At 66.5% G+C, this 15,363-nt stretch carries 18 protein-coding genes and 1 pseudogene; 18 read left to right on the top strand and 1 reads right to left on the bottom strand.

Going from position 1 to position 15,363, the window contains the following annotated elements:
- The first annotated feature begins 110 nt into the window (after window positions 1–110).
- From MSB02_RS02015 to MSB02_RS01980, 8 genes are all read left to right on the top strand, one after another.
- On the top strand, window positions 111–431 hold the full coding sequence (locus tag MSB02_RS02015; RefSeq protein WP_267193543.1) for an RsiG family protein: 321 nt from the start codon (window positions 111–113) through the stop codon (window positions 429–431).
- 44 nt (window positions 432–475) lie between these two features.
- Entirely contained in the window at window positions 476–736 is a 261-nt protein-coding gene (locus MSB02_RS02010; RefSeq protein WP_267193542.1) for a hypothetical protein, read from the top strand.
- Between the two features lie 40 nt (window positions 737–776).
- On the top strand, window positions 777–1,232 hold the full coding sequence (locus tag MSB02_RS02005) for an FHA domain-containing protein (protein ID WP_267193541.1): 456 nt from the start codon (window positions 777–779) through the stop codon (window positions 1,230–1,232).
- Complete coding sequence (gene ftsR, locus MSB02_RS02000) at window positions 1,233–1,943, top strand: transcriptional regulator FtsR (RefSeq protein WP_267193540.1); 711 nt, start codon at window positions 1,233–1,235, stop codon at window positions 1,941–1,943. It begins immediately after the preceding gene.
- A 5-nt stretch (window positions 1,944–1,948) separates the two neighbouring features.
- Complete coding sequence (locus MSB02_RS01995) at window positions 1,949–2,422, top strand: PDDEXK family nuclease (RefSeq protein ID WP_267193539.1); 474 nt, start codon at window positions 1,949–1,951, stop codon at window positions 2,420–2,422.
- Window positions 2,419–2,967 (top strand): hypoxanthine phosphoribosyltransferase, encoded by a 549-nt coding sequence (gene hpt / locus MSB02_RS01990; protein WP_267193538.1) that lies wholly within the window; start codon window positions 2,419–2,421, stop codon window positions 2,965–2,967. Before MSB02_RS01995 ends, hpt begins: the two co-directional genes overlap by 4 nt.
- Complete coding sequence (locus MSB02_RS01985) at window positions 2,964–3,947, top strand: potassium channel family protein (RefSeq protein WP_267193537.1); 984 nt, start codon at window positions 2,964–2,966, stop codon at window positions 3,945–3,947. Before hpt ends, MSB02_RS01985 begins: the two co-directional genes overlap by 4 nt.
- 64 nt (window positions 3,948–4,011) lie before the next feature.
- A complete protein-coding gene (locus tag MSB02_RS01980) occupies window positions 4,012–4,527 on the top strand; it encodes an adenine phosphoribosyltransferase (RefSeq protein WP_267193536.1) in 516 nt (171 codons plus the stop codon).
- 21 nt (window positions 4,528–4,548) lie between these two features.
- Here MSB02_RS01980 and MSB02_RS01975 read toward each other — a convergent pair whose 3' ends face one another.
- Complete coding sequence (locus MSB02_RS01975) at window positions 4,549–5,676, bottom strand: septal ring lytic transglycosylase RlpA family protein (RefSeq protein ID WP_267193535.1); 1,128 nt, start codon at window positions 5,674–5,676, stop codon at window positions 4,549–4,551.
- 147 nt (window positions 5,677–5,823) lie between these two features.
- Here MSB02_RS01975 and MSB02_RS01970 point away from each other — a divergent pair, with 147 nt between their 5' ends.
- The 10 genes and pseudogenes from MSB02_RS01970 to MSB02_RS10575 form a co-directional block, all read left to right on the top strand.
- A complete protein-coding gene (locus MSB02_RS01970) occupies window positions 5,824–6,987 on the top strand; it encodes a C40 family peptidase (protein ID WP_267193534.1) in 1,164 nt (387 codons plus the stop codon).
- A gap of 116 nt (window positions 6,988–7,103) precedes the next feature.
- Window positions 7,104–8,840: an indolepyruvate ferredoxin oxidoreductase subunit alpha gene (gene iorA / locus MSB02_RS01965; protein WP_267194104.1), complete on the top strand. Its 1,737-nt coding sequence runs from the start codon at window positions 7,104–7,106 to the stop codon at window positions 8,838–8,840.
- On the top strand, window positions 8,837–9,427 hold the full coding sequence (locus tag MSB02_RS01960) for an indolepyruvate oxidoreductase subunit beta (protein WP_323748480.1): 591 nt from the start codon (window positions 8,837–8,839) through the stop codon (window positions 9,425–9,427). Before iorA ends, MSB02_RS01960 begins: the two co-directional genes overlap by 4 nt.
- Entirely contained in the window at window positions 9,427–9,858 is a 432-nt protein-coding gene (locus MSB02_RS01955; RefSeq protein WP_267193533.1) for an ACT domain-containing protein, read from the top strand. Before MSB02_RS01960 ends, MSB02_RS01955 begins: the two co-directional genes overlap by 1 nt.
- 54 nt (window positions 9,859–9,912) lie before the next feature.
- Window positions 9,913–11,112, top strand: a complete 1,200-nt coding sequence (locus tag MSB02_RS01950; protein WP_267193532.1) for an ABC transporter substrate-binding protein — start codon at window positions 9,913–9,915, stop codon at window positions 11,110–11,112.
- Between the two features lie 3 nt (window positions 11,113–11,115).
- Window positions 11,116–11,994 (top strand): branched-chain amino acid ABC transporter permease, encoded by an 879-nt coding sequence (locus tag MSB02_RS01945; RefSeq protein WP_267193531.1) that lies wholly within the window; start codon window positions 11,116–11,118, stop codon window positions 11,992–11,994.
- On the top strand, window positions 11,991–13,013 hold the full coding sequence (locus tag MSB02_RS01940) for a branched-chain amino acid ABC transporter permease (RefSeq protein ID WP_267193530.1): 1,023 nt from the start codon (window positions 11,991–11,993) through the stop codon (window positions 13,011–13,013). The genes MSB02_RS01945 and MSB02_RS01940 overlap by 4 nt, the downstream gene beginning before the upstream one ends.
- Window positions 13,010–13,783: an ABC transporter ATP-binding protein gene (locus MSB02_RS01935; protein WP_267193529.1), complete on the top strand. Its 774-nt coding sequence runs from the start codon at window positions 13,010–13,012 to the stop codon at window positions 13,781–13,783. The genes MSB02_RS01940 and MSB02_RS01935 overlap by 4 nt, the downstream gene beginning before the upstream one ends.
- Window positions 13,764–14,507, top strand: a complete 744-nt coding sequence (locus MSB02_RS01930; protein WP_407653138.1) for an ABC transporter ATP-binding protein — start codon at window positions 13,764–13,766, stop codon at window positions 14,505–14,507. The genes MSB02_RS01935 and MSB02_RS01930 overlap by 20 nt, the downstream gene beginning before the upstream one ends.
- A 6-nt stretch (window positions 14,508–14,513) precedes the next feature.
- Window positions 14,514–15,356: pseudogene (locus MSB02_RS10575) on the top strand (phenylacetate--CoA ligase family protein); the annotation flags it as partial.
- Between the last annotated feature and the right edge of the window lie 7 nt (window positions 15,357–15,363).

The following is a 15,363-nucleotide window of genomic DNA, read 5'->3' as shown; positions in this document are numbered from 1 at the left end:
GGCGTTCTGCGGTCTGAGGTTGGAGTCGAGGTCAAGCCCGTCGTGACAGGAGCGCGTGCTACAATCTTCCCGACCAGTGGCATGCGGGTGAGGTTGTTGGAGGTGGGCTCGTGGGGGACAGAGGTGCATCCGACGACGCGCTGCTGAATCTCAGTGATCGTACGGTCGATGAGCTGCGCGGACTGCTCGATGAGTTGTACGAGGAAGAGCAGAAGGTCAGCTACCGGAGGCGCGTGCTTCACGGCAAGATCGACATACTGCGCGCCGAGCTCGTGCGTCGGCTCAAGGAAGACCGTTCCGAGGGCAAAGGGGACATCCTCGGCAGCGACATAGACAGGTTGATAGAGATACTCGCGAACGACCTGCGAGGAGTCTCCCGGTTCGATGTGACTGATGACGACGTCTGGGACGAAGAAGACGACGAAGACTGAGAAGCGAGCACGGACGCACGTCCGCAGAAGCGAAGGAGGCCCGCGTGGCGAGTGTTGCGGAGAAGATCCACGAGTTCCTGAACGAGATCTCGATCGACGGTGTCGAGGAGCGGGTCGTGGAGTACGTCATCCGCGAGGTGAAGGGCGGGCGCAAGCTCACCGAGGCTCTGAACGACCCGTACGTGAAGAACCGCCTCAGCGAGGAGCGGCTCGTGAAGGTGCTGGAGAACCCGGGCGTGCTCGAGGCTCTCGAGACCCAGATCGCACAGTCGTTCAAGACGCGGGAGTTCGGCCTACTCGACTGACGTCCGGCGTGTCGCGGCAGGACTCTGGCAGGAGATGGTGATGATGGGCCAATGCCCCGAATGCGGCGCCGCACTCACGCCTGAGGACGCCGTCTGTCCTTCATGCGGGGTCAAGATCGAAGGGGCCACAGCATCCTTCGAGGTGGTCTCGGAGCCGTCGACGGCAGTCTACGAGACCGAGATCGCCGCGAGCGAGGTCCCGGTTCTGATCGTGCGTAAGGGCATCGAGGTAGGGGAGCGGTTCTATCTCGAGCGTCCTGAGCTGACGATCGGCCGCGATCCCGAGAGCGACATCTTCCTCAACGACGTGACCGTCTCGCGCAACCATGCGCGCCTCCTCGTGAACGCCGACGAGGTCAGGCTGGTGGACGCGGGCTCGCTGAACGGTACGTACGTGAACGAGGAGGTCGTGAGCGAAGCCCGTCTCAGCAGTGGTGATACGGTCCAGATCGGACGGTTCCAGATGGTTTTCGTGTGCGGAGGAGGTGCTGCCTAGATGGCAGCCAAGGTCCGCGACTACAAGACCATCGGAGAAGTGGTCGAGACGCTGTCAGACACCTACGGCGACCTGACGATCTCCAAGGTGCGCTACCTGGAGGACGAGAGGCTGATCGCACCCGAGAGGACACCCGGCGGCTACCGGAAGTTCCGCCCGGCGGACGTGCAGCGGCTCGAACTCGTGTTGCGGCTGCAGAAGGAGCACTTCATGCCGCTGGCGGTCATCCGTGAGAAGCTGGACGACCTCGACAAGGGCAAAGTGCCCGCCGAGCTCCGTCCCGCCATCGAGAAGACGGAGCCGATGTCGCTTCCGTTCGAAGACGCCGAGACCGTGCCTGTGGAGCGCGCGCCCGAGGTGCTCGGTCTCCCTACCGCGTTCGTCCGCGAACTCGCCTCGTACGGGATCGTCACCCTGGTGAAAGGGGATCACGGCGACGAGCTCGCCGGCCCCGATGTGGCCGTCGCCCACACATGTTGGGACCTCAGGCGGTTCGGTATCGAGCCGCGTCACCTGCGCATGTACGAGACGTTCGCCGAACGTGAGGCCACGTTCTTCCAGCAGATCCTCATGCCGGCCATGCGCCACCGCACTCCCGAGGCGCGACAGCGGTTGCTCGAGACGCTTGCTGAACTGATGAAGGGTTCCGGGCAACTGAAGGAGCACATGCTCCGCCGCTCCGTGGGCCGCCTGTTCGAGGATGTCAACTGAACACGATGACCGACGAACGCCTTGACGATCTCGAACAGCGGTTGCCCGTCTCGGAGCGGGTCGCGAGCATCGCATTCGCGCATCCGAGCGAACGCGTCGCTGCCCAGATACTCGACTTCTATCGTATCGCGTGGGAGTACGAGCCCACGACCTTCCCGCTCGAATGGGACCGGCACGGCAACGTGCTCGCGTCGTTCGCGCCCGACTTCTATCTGCCGGAGTTCGACCTTTACATCGAGTTGACCACGATGAGTCAGAAGCTGGTCACGAAGAAGAACCGCAAGGTCCGTCGGCTCAAGGAGCTCTATCCCGAGGTGTCCATCAAGATCCTCTATCAGAAGGACTTCCGTAAGCTCCTCTTCAAGTACGGCATCCCGGTGCGATCGAGGGACCATTCCGAGGGCGGAGGGCTGGACGCAGACCACGGCGCCGCAGTGAAGGAGCGCGGAGCGCGCGATGAGGGCGGCGAGCGGTCATGAGCATGACTTTCCCCGACTCGCGTATAGAGCGTGTGCTGCACGATTCCGTCGAGATCCAGGCGGCTGTCCGACGGCTGGGGTCTGAGATCACCGCCGACTACGAAGATCGTGACCTCGCTCTGGTGACCGTGCTGAAGGGCGGCGTGATGTTCCTGGCCGACCTTTGCCGCGCCATCGAACGGCCGTTGACGCTCGACTTCATGTCGATCTCCGCGTACGGTCCCGACGCCGCCGCCTCGGTGCGGATAACCAAGGACCTTGACGATGCCATCGAGGGTCGCGATGTGCTCGTGGTGGAGGACATCATCGACACCGGCCTCACCCTGAACTACCTCCTGAGGGTTCTGCGGCAGCGCAAGCCGGCGAGCATCGCGGTGTGCACCCTGCTCGACAAGGATGCCCGCCGACTCGCAGATCTGCCCATCGAGTACCGCGGCTTCGCGGTGCCTGACCGGTTCCTCGTGGGCTACGGACTCGATCTCGGCGGTCTGTGGCGCACGCTTCCGTACGTCGCCACGCTCACGGATGAGGTGTGGAGCGCATGATGCGTCGTGCGGCGATAGCCGCGGTACTGTTGGTGGCGGTCCTCGCCGCCGGTACGGCGGGCTACATGCTGATCGAGGGGTGGGATGCCCTCGACAGCCTGTACATGACCGTCATCACGGTCGCCACGGTGGGGTTCCGGGAGGTCGCGCCGCTGTCCACGCAGGGGCGGCTGTTCACGGTCGCGTTGATCGCAGCCGGTGTGGGCGGCATCGCGTACTCCGTGAGCATCATCGCCGAGTTCATGGTAGAGGGTCACCTGACCGAGCTTATGGAGGGGCGCCGGATGAAGAAGCGCATCGAGGAACTCTCGGGACACTATATCGTCGCAGGTATGGGGCGGGTCGGCTCGGTGGTAGCCACGGCGTTCGACGAGCAGGGCGTGCCCTTCGTTGTGATCGACCAGTGCGAGGGGTGCGAGGAAGAAGCGGTCGAGCGGGGCTGGCTGTACATGAGCGGTGACGCCACCACGGAGGAGGCGCTCGAGGCGGCGGGGGTCCTTCGCGCCAAGGGTCTCGTGACCGCGCTCGACACCGACGCGGACAACCTCTTCGTGGCCATGAGCGCTCGCGGGATGAACCCGTCGCTGTTCATCGTCGCCCGGTCGTCCACGGTCGCCTCGGAATCGAAGATCCTGCGAGCGGGTGCTGACAGGGTCGTGACGCCCAACGTGATCGGTGGCCGCCGCATGGCAGCCAGTGTCACGGATCCGTTCGTGACCGACTACCTCGAGCTGGTGAGTCACAGCGAAGGTGTCGAGTTCCGCCTTGAGGCGTACACAGTCCGTGAGGGGTCGGAGTACGTGGGCCGCTCCATCCGGGATTCGAGGATCCGCGACGCGACCGGCGCGTATATCATGGCGGTGGCGACAGGGGGCGTCATCGACAGCAATCCGGCCCCCGACCGCGTTCTCCTGCCCGGCGACCACGTGGTCGCCTTCGGCACTCGTAGCCAGTTGGATATGCTGGGCGCCAGACTCTAGGCGCCCCTGATCGGCAGCCGCCGCGCGGACCCGCGTGGCGGACGGAGAGAGTGAGGAGCCAAGCGTGGATCTCGAGCAGTACATCAGGGACATCAGGGACTTCCCCAAAGAGGGCATCGTGTTCAAGGACATCACCCCCTTGCTGGCGAGCCCTGAGGGGTTCAGGGCGGCCATCGACACCATCGCCGAGGCGTATGCCGACGCAGGCGTGACCAAGGTCATGGGGGCGGAGGCGCGGGGGTTCATCTTCGGCGGCGCGTTGGCGTACCGGCTCGGAGCGGGGTTCGTCCCGGCACGCAAGCCGGGCAAACTGCCGTGGTCGACGACTGCTCATACGTACGAGCTCGAGTACGGCACCGACTCGCTCGAGGTCCACACTGATGCGTTCGGCCCCGGTGACGTGGTCCTGATCGTGGACGACGTGCTCGCCACCGGTGGCACTGCTGCGGCAAAGGCCGCGCTCGTGGACACGATGGGGGCCACGGTGGCCGGTTTCGCGTTCCTGCTGGAGCTCGACTTCCTTCAGGGCCGTGCCAAGCTCGGGGATCCCAAGGTGGTATCGCTCATCCACGTGCAGTGACATCGGCCCCTCTGGGGGCACTCAGCGTACGGCGGTGACGACTTCCACCTGCACCGTCGCGACGCCCGAGAAACCGAGTGCGGCGGCCGCGGCCTTCGAGAGATCGAGGTCGCGGCCTGCCACGTACGGACCTCGATCGTTCACGTAGACGATCACGCGGCGGTCGCCGCGCGTGAGCGCGAGCACGGTCCCAAAGGGGAGTGTGCGCGACGCGCACGTGAGATCGTCCTGGTTGAAGACCTGTCCCGACGCGGTGTTCCTGCCGTTGAACCCGGGTCCGTACCAGCTACAGACGGCGGAGTACCGTTCGCCGGTGGAGCGGTACTCCCGCGGCATGTAGGCCGAGATGAGGTACCTGGCATCCGGCTGTGTGTCCACGGTCGCGTAAGCACGTGGGATGTCGGTCCCCACCGGGATGGAGGCGCCTTGCCACTGGCGACGCGCCTGTGCGGTGAGCGTGCGGATCTGCGCAAGCACGGACCGCTCCTCCTCGGTGAGCCGTTCGACAAGGGCGTTCTGCTCGGCGAGGAGCGATGCCAGTCGATCCCGGCGTTCGTCCTGCTGTTGCTTGAGGAGGCGGTCCTGGGCGAGGAGGTCCTCGAGTTGGGTCTGTTGGTAGCGCGCATCAGCGGTTGCGATGTTGAGGTCGGCGACGACCTGGCTGTCTCCCTCGGCGATGCGGGTAAGCACATCCACGCGTGAGATGAGGTCTGTGAGCGTGTCGGAGGAGAGGAGTATCGACAGCGGGTTGAACGTTCCGCGCTTGTACGTCTCGACGAGACGATCATGGAAACGCTCCTCGGCAAGCGCGAGCCGCTCCTCCGACTCAGAGACCAGGATGCGTTGCGCGACGATACGCTCGTGGGTGATGGCGACGCGTTCTTCGAGGGCCCGCGCGTCGGCGTCGAGATCCTCGATCTGCGCCTCGAGATCGACAGCGCGCGCAGCGGCTTCGTCCAACTCGTCCCGTATAGCAGCGACCTCGTTGGAGAGGCCAGCAAGCGGAGGGTCGACGCGGGCCGGGGACGTGGCGTCGGGAGACGGGGTGGTCGTGGACTCCGTGGCGAACGCCGGAAGGCCCGCCAGCGCGATGATCGCTGCGAGTGCTGCCGCACAGTAGGCGCGCCGTGACGTACGTACCGGTCGCATCGGGTCCGATCTCCAGAACGGGACACGTCTGATAACTGTACCAGAAGCATAACCGCAGGTCATGTGCTATACTTCCTTGCAGGAACCGCTGGGTGGCGACCCGTTCCGACCTCTCGACACACCATACCGACGCAGCTCGGAGGTAGCATGTCCTTCGCCAGTTGGCAGAGATGCCGCATCATCACGGTCGCCCTGGCGGTGGCATCCTCTCTCGTGTTCAGTATCCCTGCCGCGTATGCCGTGCCGTCCACCCCCGAGATCGAGCAGAAACAGGCGCAGGCGGATGCCGCGAACGCCGAGCTCGAGAGCATGCGTGCGGACCTTGAGGTGCAGGTGGAGGAGTACAACGCCATCACCGAGGCCGTGGCGGCAACGCGTGAGGAGATCAGGATCGCGCACGAGGAGCTCGAGGCTGCGCGCCGCCGGCTTGCGACCGCACAGACGGCGCTTGGAGACCGTGCGGCGAACATCTACCGTTCGGGCGGGACGAGCGCCATAGAGTTCCTTCTCGGAGTGCAGAGCTTCGACGACCTGATCGTTCGCTTCGAGCTCATGCGCCGCATCAACTCGGCCGATGCGGTGGCGGTCGCCGACGTGAAGGATGCGAAGGCGCGTGTGGAGGCCACGACAGAGGCGCTCGAGCAGCGCCAGGCAGAGCAGGTGGCGCTGCAGACGCAGGCCGAGGTGCGCGCGAGCGCCATCGAGGAGGAGATCGCGCGCCAGGAGCGTTTCGTGGCCCGGCTGGACGCCGACGTACAGACGCTCATCGCCGAGGAGGAGGAGCGTCTGCGGGAGCTGGAGGCCGAGCGCGCTCGCCAGGCGGCCGAAGCGGCCGCCGCACGGAGGGCGGCTGAGGCGGCGGCAAGCGGCTCCGCCGGAGGCGGGACGTCGGCGGGCAGAGACGCGGCCGACCCGGGCTCGCTCGGCTCCGGGAACGCGAGCGTCGTGGACATCGCTCTTCAGTACCTCGGCGTCCCGTATGTCTGGGGTGGCGCGTCACCGGCCGGATTCGACTGCTCCGGGCTGATGCAGTACTCCTACCGCCAGGTGGGCGTCATGCTGCCGAGGACGAGTCGCGCGCAGTACGCGGTTGGTCAGCACATCGCCCCGGACCGTCTCGACCTGCTGCAGCCGGGCGATCTTGTGTTCTTCGGGACGGGCGGGGACCCGTCGCGCGTGCACCACGTAGGGATGTACGTGGGTGACGGCAACTACTTGCACGCGCCCTATACGGGTGCGGTCGTCCGCATAGACTCGCTCACGGGTCGCATCACCAGGAGCCAAGACTACGTGGGCGCCTCCCGCCTGTAGGTCTCACGGGGCGTATGAGCCCGGCTGAGCACGCATCAGTGCTGTGCTAGAATCCACCAATCTCGGCGTTTCTCCGGTAAGCAATCCGCCTGGAGGTGGTTGTGGCGCGCACACTGATGTCCGGCAACGAAGCTGTCGCACGCGGCGCGTGGGAAGCCGGCGCTTCCGTCGGCGTCGGGTATCCCGGTACGCCTTCCACCGAGGTGTTGGAGAATCTCGTGAAGTACGAAGGCGTTCACTGTGAGTGGGCGCCCAACGAGAAGGTCGCGGCGGAGGTCGCCGGGGGCGCATCGCTCGGCGGCGTTCGCGCTCTGGTGACGATGAAACACGTCGGCCTGAACGTAGCGGCCGACGTGCTGTATACGCAGTCTTACACCGGCGTCACGGGCGGGCTCGTGTACCTGGTGGCCGACGATCCCGGCATGCACAGCTCACAGAACGAGCAGGACACGCGCAACCACGGAGTGGGCGCACGGGTCCCCGTGCTCGAGCCGTCGGACAGCCAGGAAGCCCTGGAGTACACCCGGGCCGCGTTCGAGATCTCGGAGCGCTTCGACGTCCCGGTGATCGTCCGCCTCACCACGCGCATATCCCACGGCAAGGGATTGGTGACCGCCGGGTCGCGGACCGAGGTGGCGACACGCCCCTACGAACGCGATGCGCGCAAGTACGTGATGATGCCGGGCAACGCCCGCGTGCGACTCAGGGATGTCGCCGCGCGGGATGAGGCGCTCGCCGCGTACGGATCCACCGCCGAGGTGAACCGGGCGGAGGAGCGGAGTCAGTCCCTCGGCGTGATCACATCAGGTATCGCGTATCAGTACGTACGTGAAGCCTTGCCTGAGGCATCGGTCCTCAAGCTCGGGTTGACGGTACCCTTGCCCGCACAACTCATCCTCGACTTCGCGTCGAGGGTGGAGCGGGTCGCGGTGGTGGAGGAGCTGGATCGCCACCTGACGATGAGGGTCCGGGCGCTCGGCATCGACGTGGAAGAGGTCGACCTGCCGCGGCGCGGGGAACTGTCGCCGCGCATCGTGGCCGAGGCGTTCGGTGCGCCGCCGTTGTCGCGCCGGGAGCTTGTTGACGGCCTGCCGCCACGGCCGCCGTTGCTGTGTCCCGGGTGTCCGCACCGGGGACTGTTCTACGCCCTCGGCAAGGTGCGGGCAGTGGTGACCGGTGACATCGGCTGCTACACGCTCGGCACGCTGCCCCCGCTCAACGGCATGGACAGCTGCGTCTGCATGGGCGCGAGCATCGGAATGGCGCACGGCATGGATCTGGCGGGGTCGGTGGAGCGACCGGTCGTCGCCGTGATCGGTGACTCGACCTTCGCGCACTCGGGACTCACCGGGTTGCTCCACATGGCTTACGCGCGCTCAGAGGGCACGGTCATCGTTCTGGATAACCGCACCACCGCCATGACCGGCCACCAGGGCAACCCGGTCAACGGTGTGTTCATCGACGGCTCCGACGCCCCCGCCATCGACCTTGATGCGGTCTGCCTGGCCCTCGGGGCCGGGTCGGTGCGCACGGTCGACCCGCACGACCTGGATGCCACGTTGAACGTCCTGCGTGAGGAGACCGCTGCCGACCATCTCAGTGTGATCGTCTCCAAGGCGCCCTGCGCGCTTCTCATCAAGGACCATCACGACCCGTACGCCGTGGACGAGGAGCTGTGCACCAAGTGCGGCTCCTGCGTCCGTCTGGGCTGCCCGGCGATCTCGCGCGACGAGAACGGACGGGCGGTCATCGACACAGCTACCTGCGTCGGTTGCGGCCAGTGCGTCCAGGTGTGCCGGTACGACGCCATCGTGGGTGTCGGCCCATCGTGTGATCTCGGGGGTGGACGATGATGATGACCACCGTGGTGCTCGCGGGTGTGGGCGGGCAGGGCACGATCCTCGCGGGCGACGTGCTGGCCAAGGTCGCCGTGGCCGAGGGGATGGACGTGAAGCTCTCCGAGGTCCACGGCATGGCGCAGCGCGGCGGTTCCGTCGAGACGTTCGTCAGGTTCGGCCAGACGGTGTTCTCTCCCGTGGTCGATCCGGGCATGGCGGACCATCTGATAGCGTTCGAGATGACCGAGGCCGCACGCACGCTCACCTATCTAAGACCGGGTGGCACGCTGGTAGTGAACCGCCGCACGGTGGACTCGCTGCCTGTGTTGATAGGCGACATGCCCGCGCCGGAGGGCCTTGAGGAGGCGTTGGTGGGCGAGGGCGCCATATTCCTCGATGCGGAAGCGCTCGCGTGCGAGGCGGGGAGTCCGCGCTCGGCGAACATCGTCCTCATGGGCGCCGCCTCTTACGCACTGCCGTTCGAGGTGCCCACATGGGAGCGTGTCATCAGCGACCGGGTACCGCCCAAGACCGTGGAGGCCAACCTGCGTGCCTTCCATCTCGGAAGGGACGCGTGTGCTGAAGGGGTGTGCTCTCTGTGATGGATCGGATGGTCGTCAAGCAGCTTTCGGTGTTCATCGCCAACGAATCGGGTCGCGTGAGCGAGGTGACGGGCATCCTGGGGGAGGCGGGCGTCAACATCCGTGGCTTCTCGGTCTCTGACACCGCCGACTACGGGATCCTCAGGCTCGTTGTGGACAAGCCGGAAGAAGCCCGTGACACGCTCGCGAGAGACGGCTTCACCGTCCGCATGGACGACGTGATCTGTATCGACCTGCCGGATCGGCCCGGCGGTCTCGCCGAGGTGCTGAAGATCGTGTCATCGGCAGGCGTGAACATCGAGTACGTCTACTCCCTCGTCGCCACGTTCGTGGTGCTCAACGTGGGTGACGTGGACCGCGCGCTGCACCTGCTGGGAGACCGGCCGGTGAAGCTTGTCTCGCAGGATGACCTGAGCGCGGTAGGGGAGTAGACGCAGTGACGGGGCGCACGCCTGGCGAGCGCGAATGAGGGAGGAGCGGTTGCGATGAAGCCGACGAAGGTGCTGGCGCTGACCGCAGCGTTCATGCTCACCGTGGCATGCCTGCCTGTCGGCGGGTGCGCAGCGGACGGCGGGAGCGAAGGCGATGCCGGAGCAGGCGGGGCAGGGGAGCCGTACCGCATCGGTGCGGTGCTCTCGCTCACGGGAACCTACGCGGGGCTCGGGATACCCGAGCAGCGCGCGATCGATCTTGAGGTGGAACGCATCAACGCTGCCGGTGGCGTCAACGGCCGGGAGCTCGTGGTGGTCTACGAGGACGATGCCACCGACGCCGCCAAGGCGCAGGCGGCCGCCGTACGACTCATCGACGAAGAGGGCGTGCTCGCGATCATCGGAGCGTCAGGTACCGGCCAGACGATGGCGATGCGGTCCGACGCCGAACGTGCCAGGGTGCCGATCGTCTCCATGGCTGGCGGGTCGGTCATCACGGCCGACTTCTCCGAGTGGGTGTTCCAGACACCGTGGCCGAACCGCATCGTCATCCCGTTCGTGCTCGAGGAGATGGCCGCGGCCGGTCATACCACGATCGGTCTGATCAGTGACACGGGTGGTTACGGAGTCGACGGTCGAGACATCGTGCTCGCCACGGCCGCAGACGCGGGAGTGACCATCGTGGCCGACGAGACCTTCAACGCCGGTGATACCGACATGACGTCCCAGCTCACCAAGATCCGGGCAGCAGAACCGGATGCCGTGCTTATTTGGGCGGCAGGCAAGGAAGCGGCGATCATCGCGCGCAACGCCCGCCAGCTCAACATGGAGCAGCCGCTGTACGGCGGATCCGGCATCGCGCGCCAGGAGTTCATCGACGGCGCGGGTGAGGCCGCCGAGGGTGTCCGCCTCGGCACGGGCAAGATCCTTGTCCCCGAGGCGTTCGGCGAAGGTACGGAGGCGTACGCGGTGGCCACCGACTTCATCGAGCGCTACGAAGCGGCGTACGGCACGCCCCCGGACATCTTCGCCGGGCATGCGTACGATGCGATCGGACTGATCGCCGATGCGCTTGAACGCCTGGGATCCGGTGATGTGACGTCGGAACAGGTCCGTGACGCGCTTGAGCAGACATCCGGCTGGGTCGGTATCGACGGCACGTTCACGTACTCGGCCACCGACCACAACGGCCTCACACGGGACGAGATGGTGATGTACGTGATCGAGGACGGCACCTGGCGTTTGGACCGCTAGGCGATGGAAGCCGCCGAGTTCTTCCAGTACGTCATAGCGGGCCTGAAGAGCGGGTCCATATACGCGCTGGTGGCGCTCGGTTTCACCGTCGTGTACGGATCCACCGGGATCATCAACTTCGCGCAGGGCGAGTTCTTCATGCTGGGCGGCGTGCTGGCGGTGTTCTTCGCCGGGCTCGGCCTGCCGTTGCCGCTTGCCGGCATCGCGGCCGTCATCATGACGGCCGCGATCGGGATCGCTTTCGAGCGTGTCGCTCTGCGGCCGCAGCGCTCTGCCAGCCCCATCGTGCTCATCATCATCACGATCGGCGGCTCGATGGTGTTCAAGTCGCTGGCGAGGCACCTGTTCGGCCCGGATGAGCTCACGCTCGCCGAGTTCACACCGGGTCCGTCGATCGACGTTGCCGGCGTGGCGATCGAGCGCCAGGCGCTGTGGGTATGGGGTCTTACCGTCATCGCGGTTGTCGTCCTCGCGGTGCTCTACCGCAAGACCAAGCTCGGCCGCGCGATGCGGGCATCGTCCATCAGTCACGACGCGGCGCGCCTCATGGGCATCGATACCGCACGTGTGGTGATGGTGAGCTTCGGGATCGCGGCCGCGCTGGGTGCGCTCGCCGGCGTTGCCGTCACCCCGCTCACGCAGACCGCATGGGATGCGGGGGCGACCATCGGCGTGAAGGGCTTTGCTTCAGCGATCCTGGGGGGCCTCGGCAACCCGGTGGCGTCCGTCATCGGAGGACTGGTGTTAGGGCTGCTTGAGAGCCTGTCGGTGGCGTTCGTCTCGTCCACCTACAAAGACGCGATCTCCCTTGTGGTGTTGCTCGTGGTGCTGTTCGTGCGCCCGCAGGGGCTGTTCGGCCGCGCGAGGCGGGAGAAGGTGTGACGGCGATCAAGGCCACACTCCGGCGCCTGTTGCGCGCACCGTACTCCGCGGTCCTCCTTGTGGGGCTGCTGGTGGCGGCCGTCCCGCTCGTCAGTCCCGAACGGTACGTGCTGAAGGTCATGGTCTACGTCGGCGTGAACGTGATCATCATCGCCGGCCTCGCATTGCTGTTCGGGTACGCGGGTCAGATATCGATGGGTCACGCGGCATTCGTGGGCATCGGTGCGTACACGTCCGCCTACCTGGTGGGCTCCCTCGGCATGCCGTGGCTGGCGGGCGTAGCCGCCGGAACGCTGCTGGCAGCGGCGGGAGGTCTGGTACTGGCGCTGCCGGCGCTTCGCCTTCACGGTCACTACCTTGCGATGGCCACGCTGGGATTCGCCGAGATCATGCACGTGGTGTTCCGGGAGGCCAGGCACATCACCGGCGGGAACGACGGGTTGGGCGGCATCGCGTATCCCGAGGTGGCCGGCTATGCCATCGATACGCCGCTCGGCACGTACCTGCTCGTGTGGGGCGTGGCGATAGCGGTGCTGGTGGTGGTCGCCAACATCGTGCGGAGCCGCCCCGGACGCGCGATGCAGGCGCTCCACGCAACGGAGAGCGGCGCTCTCGCGTGTGGCGTGGACACGGTGTCGCTCAAGGTACGCACATTCGCCTTCTCTGCGGGGCTTGCTGGGCTGGCGGGTGCTCTGTATGCGCACAGCGTGGGGTTCATCTCGCCGACGACGTTCGGTCTCGAGCAGTCGGTCATCCTCGTAGCGATGGTGGTCGTCGGCGGTACCGGCTCGCTCGCGGGACCGGTGATCGCGGCCATCGCCCTTACGCTGCTGCCATACGCCGACGCTCTGATCCCCGGCCTCAGCCAGGGGACGGTCGCCGTGCTGCAGGATTGGGAGACCGACATCTACGGGATCGCGATGATACTCGTGGTCATCTTCGCGCCTGCCGGCATCGGAGGGCTGATCAGACGCGCATGGTCGCGGCAGCCTGCCGGGGCGGGAGAGGTGCGGACATGAGCCTTCTCGCGATCCGTGACGTGACGAGACGGTTCGGCGGTCTCACTGCGGTGGATGGCGTCTCGTTCGACGTGTACGAGGGCTCGATCAAGGCGGTGATCGGACCCAATGGCGCGGGCAAGAGCACGCTCTTCAACCTGATCACGGGCTTCGACCGCGCTGACGAGGGAGCCGTGACGTTCGATGGCGAGCGCCTCACCGGCCAACGGCCCGACGCGATCGTCCGTCGCGGCATTGCGCGCACGTTCCAGAACACCCGCCTCTTCGAGGAGATGAGCGCGCTCGACAACGTACGGGTGGGTTGTGACCTGGAGGTCCCGCAAGGGTTCGTGAGGTCCGCGCTGCGCATCGGCGTTCGCTCCGCCGAGGGCGCGATGCGTGAACGCGCCTACCATCTTCTCCGTGTGGTGGGGCTTGAGGAGCGCGCGGAGGCGCCGGCGAGCGACCTGCCGCATGGCACCCGGCGGCTGCTGGAGATTGCGCGCGCTCTCGCCACCAGGCCACGCCTGATGCTCCTCGACGAGCCCGCCGCAGGCCTCAACGGCGCGGAGACACGGACGCTCATCGAAGCCCTGTATCGCATCAGGGACGACGGCGTCACCCTCGTGGTGGTGGAGCACGACATGGGCCTCGTGATGGAGGTCGCCGAGGAGATCGTGGTGCTCGACCGCGGGGCGAAGATCGCCGAGGGCCCGCCGCTGCTCATACAGAAGGACCCGGTCGTGATCGAAGCGTACCTGGGGGAGGAGTGTGAGCCCGGTGGGTGCTGAGCTGACGATCGAATCGCTGAGCGCCGGTTACGGTCACGTCCGCGTTCTCGATGACGTCTCCCTTCATGTGGCGCCCGGCGAGCTCGTGGCTCTCATCGGCTCCAACGGGGCGGGCAAGTCCACGCTCCTCAAGGCCGTGGCCGGCCTCCTGCGCCCCACGGCGGGCGTGGTGCGCCTCGGCGGGGACGAGATCACCGGCGTCCCACCCGAGCGCCTCGTACGTCGCGGGCTTGCACTGGTGCCCGAGGGCCGCATGCTCTTCGGGCCGCTCACAGTAGACGAGAACCTGAGCGTGGGCGCTCACTCGAGACCGGCTCGCGACCCGTCCGTGCGTGAGGACCTTGAGCGTGTGCGTGCGTTGTTCCCTGTGCTGGCCGAGCGCGGTGGCCAGCCCGCCGAGACGCTCTCCGGCGGGGAACAGCAGATGCTTGCGGTGGCGCGAGCTCTCATGAGCCGTCCCGAGGTGCTTCTGCTCGACGAACCGTCGCTCGGCCTCGCGCCACGGGTGATCGCCGCCATCTTCGGGGCCCTTGACACCCTGCGCGCCGAGGGGCTCACGATCCTGCTGGTGGAGCAGGACGCACGACTTGCGCTCAAGCATGCGGACCGCGGGTACGTGATGCGTACCGGGCAGATAGCGTTGCACGGACCTGCGCAGCAGCTGATCGAGGACGACCAGGTGCGCCATGCGTACCTTGGCGGACGGCCAGAGACGAGGGAGTGACCCGGGATGCCGATCTGGAACACCGAATACGAGACGATGCCCCGCGAGCAGCTGGCAGCCCTGCAGCTCCGCCGGCTGCAGTCGACGGTCGCATGGGTCTACGACCGGGTGCCGTACTACCGGGACGAGCTCGATCGTCGCGGCGTGAAGCCGCGCGACATCAAGACGCTCGCTGACGTGCGGCTGCTGCCGTTCACCGACAAGACCGCGCTCCGCGACACCTATCCGTTCGGCATGTTCGCCGTCGACCTCGAACAGGTCGTGCGGGTGCACTCATCGTCGGGCACGACCGGCAAGCCGATCGTCGTCGGCTACACGAAGGGTGACCTCAACACGTGGACGGAGCTGACGGCGCGCATCGCCTCGGCGGCGGGCGTGGTCCCCGCCGACCGGGTGCAGATGGTGTTCCTGTATGGCATGTTCACCGGCGGCTGGGGCATGCACTACGGCATCGAGCGCATCGGGGCCACGGTGTTCCCGGCCGGGTCGGGCAACACCGAACGCCAGCTGATGATGATGCAGGATTTCGGCACCACCGTGATCGTGGGCACGCCCAGCTACGCCCTCTACATCGCCGAGGTGGCCGAGAAGATCGGTATCGACATCCACGCGCTGCCCCTCCGGCTCGGACTGTTCGGTGGAGAGCCGTCGGGTGAGGGGATGCGGGAGGAGATCGAGCGGCGTCTGGGGATCCTGGCCACCGACAACTACGGCTTGTCAGAAGTCATGGGCCCCGGTGTCAGCGGAGAGTGCGAGCACCAGTGCGGTCTGCATATGGCCGAGGACCACTTCCTGTTCGAGGTGGTGGATCCGATGACGGGCGAGCCGGTCCCCGATGGTGGGGAAGGGGAGCTGA

This window comes from Anaerosoma tenue, assembly GCF_023161965.1.
GTDB classification, from domain to species: domain Bacteria; phylum Actinomycetota; class Coriobacteriia; order Anaerosomatales; family Anaerosomataceae; genus Anaerosoma; species Anaerosoma tenue.
This window is presented reverse-complemented; position numbering and strand designations above follow the sequence as displayed.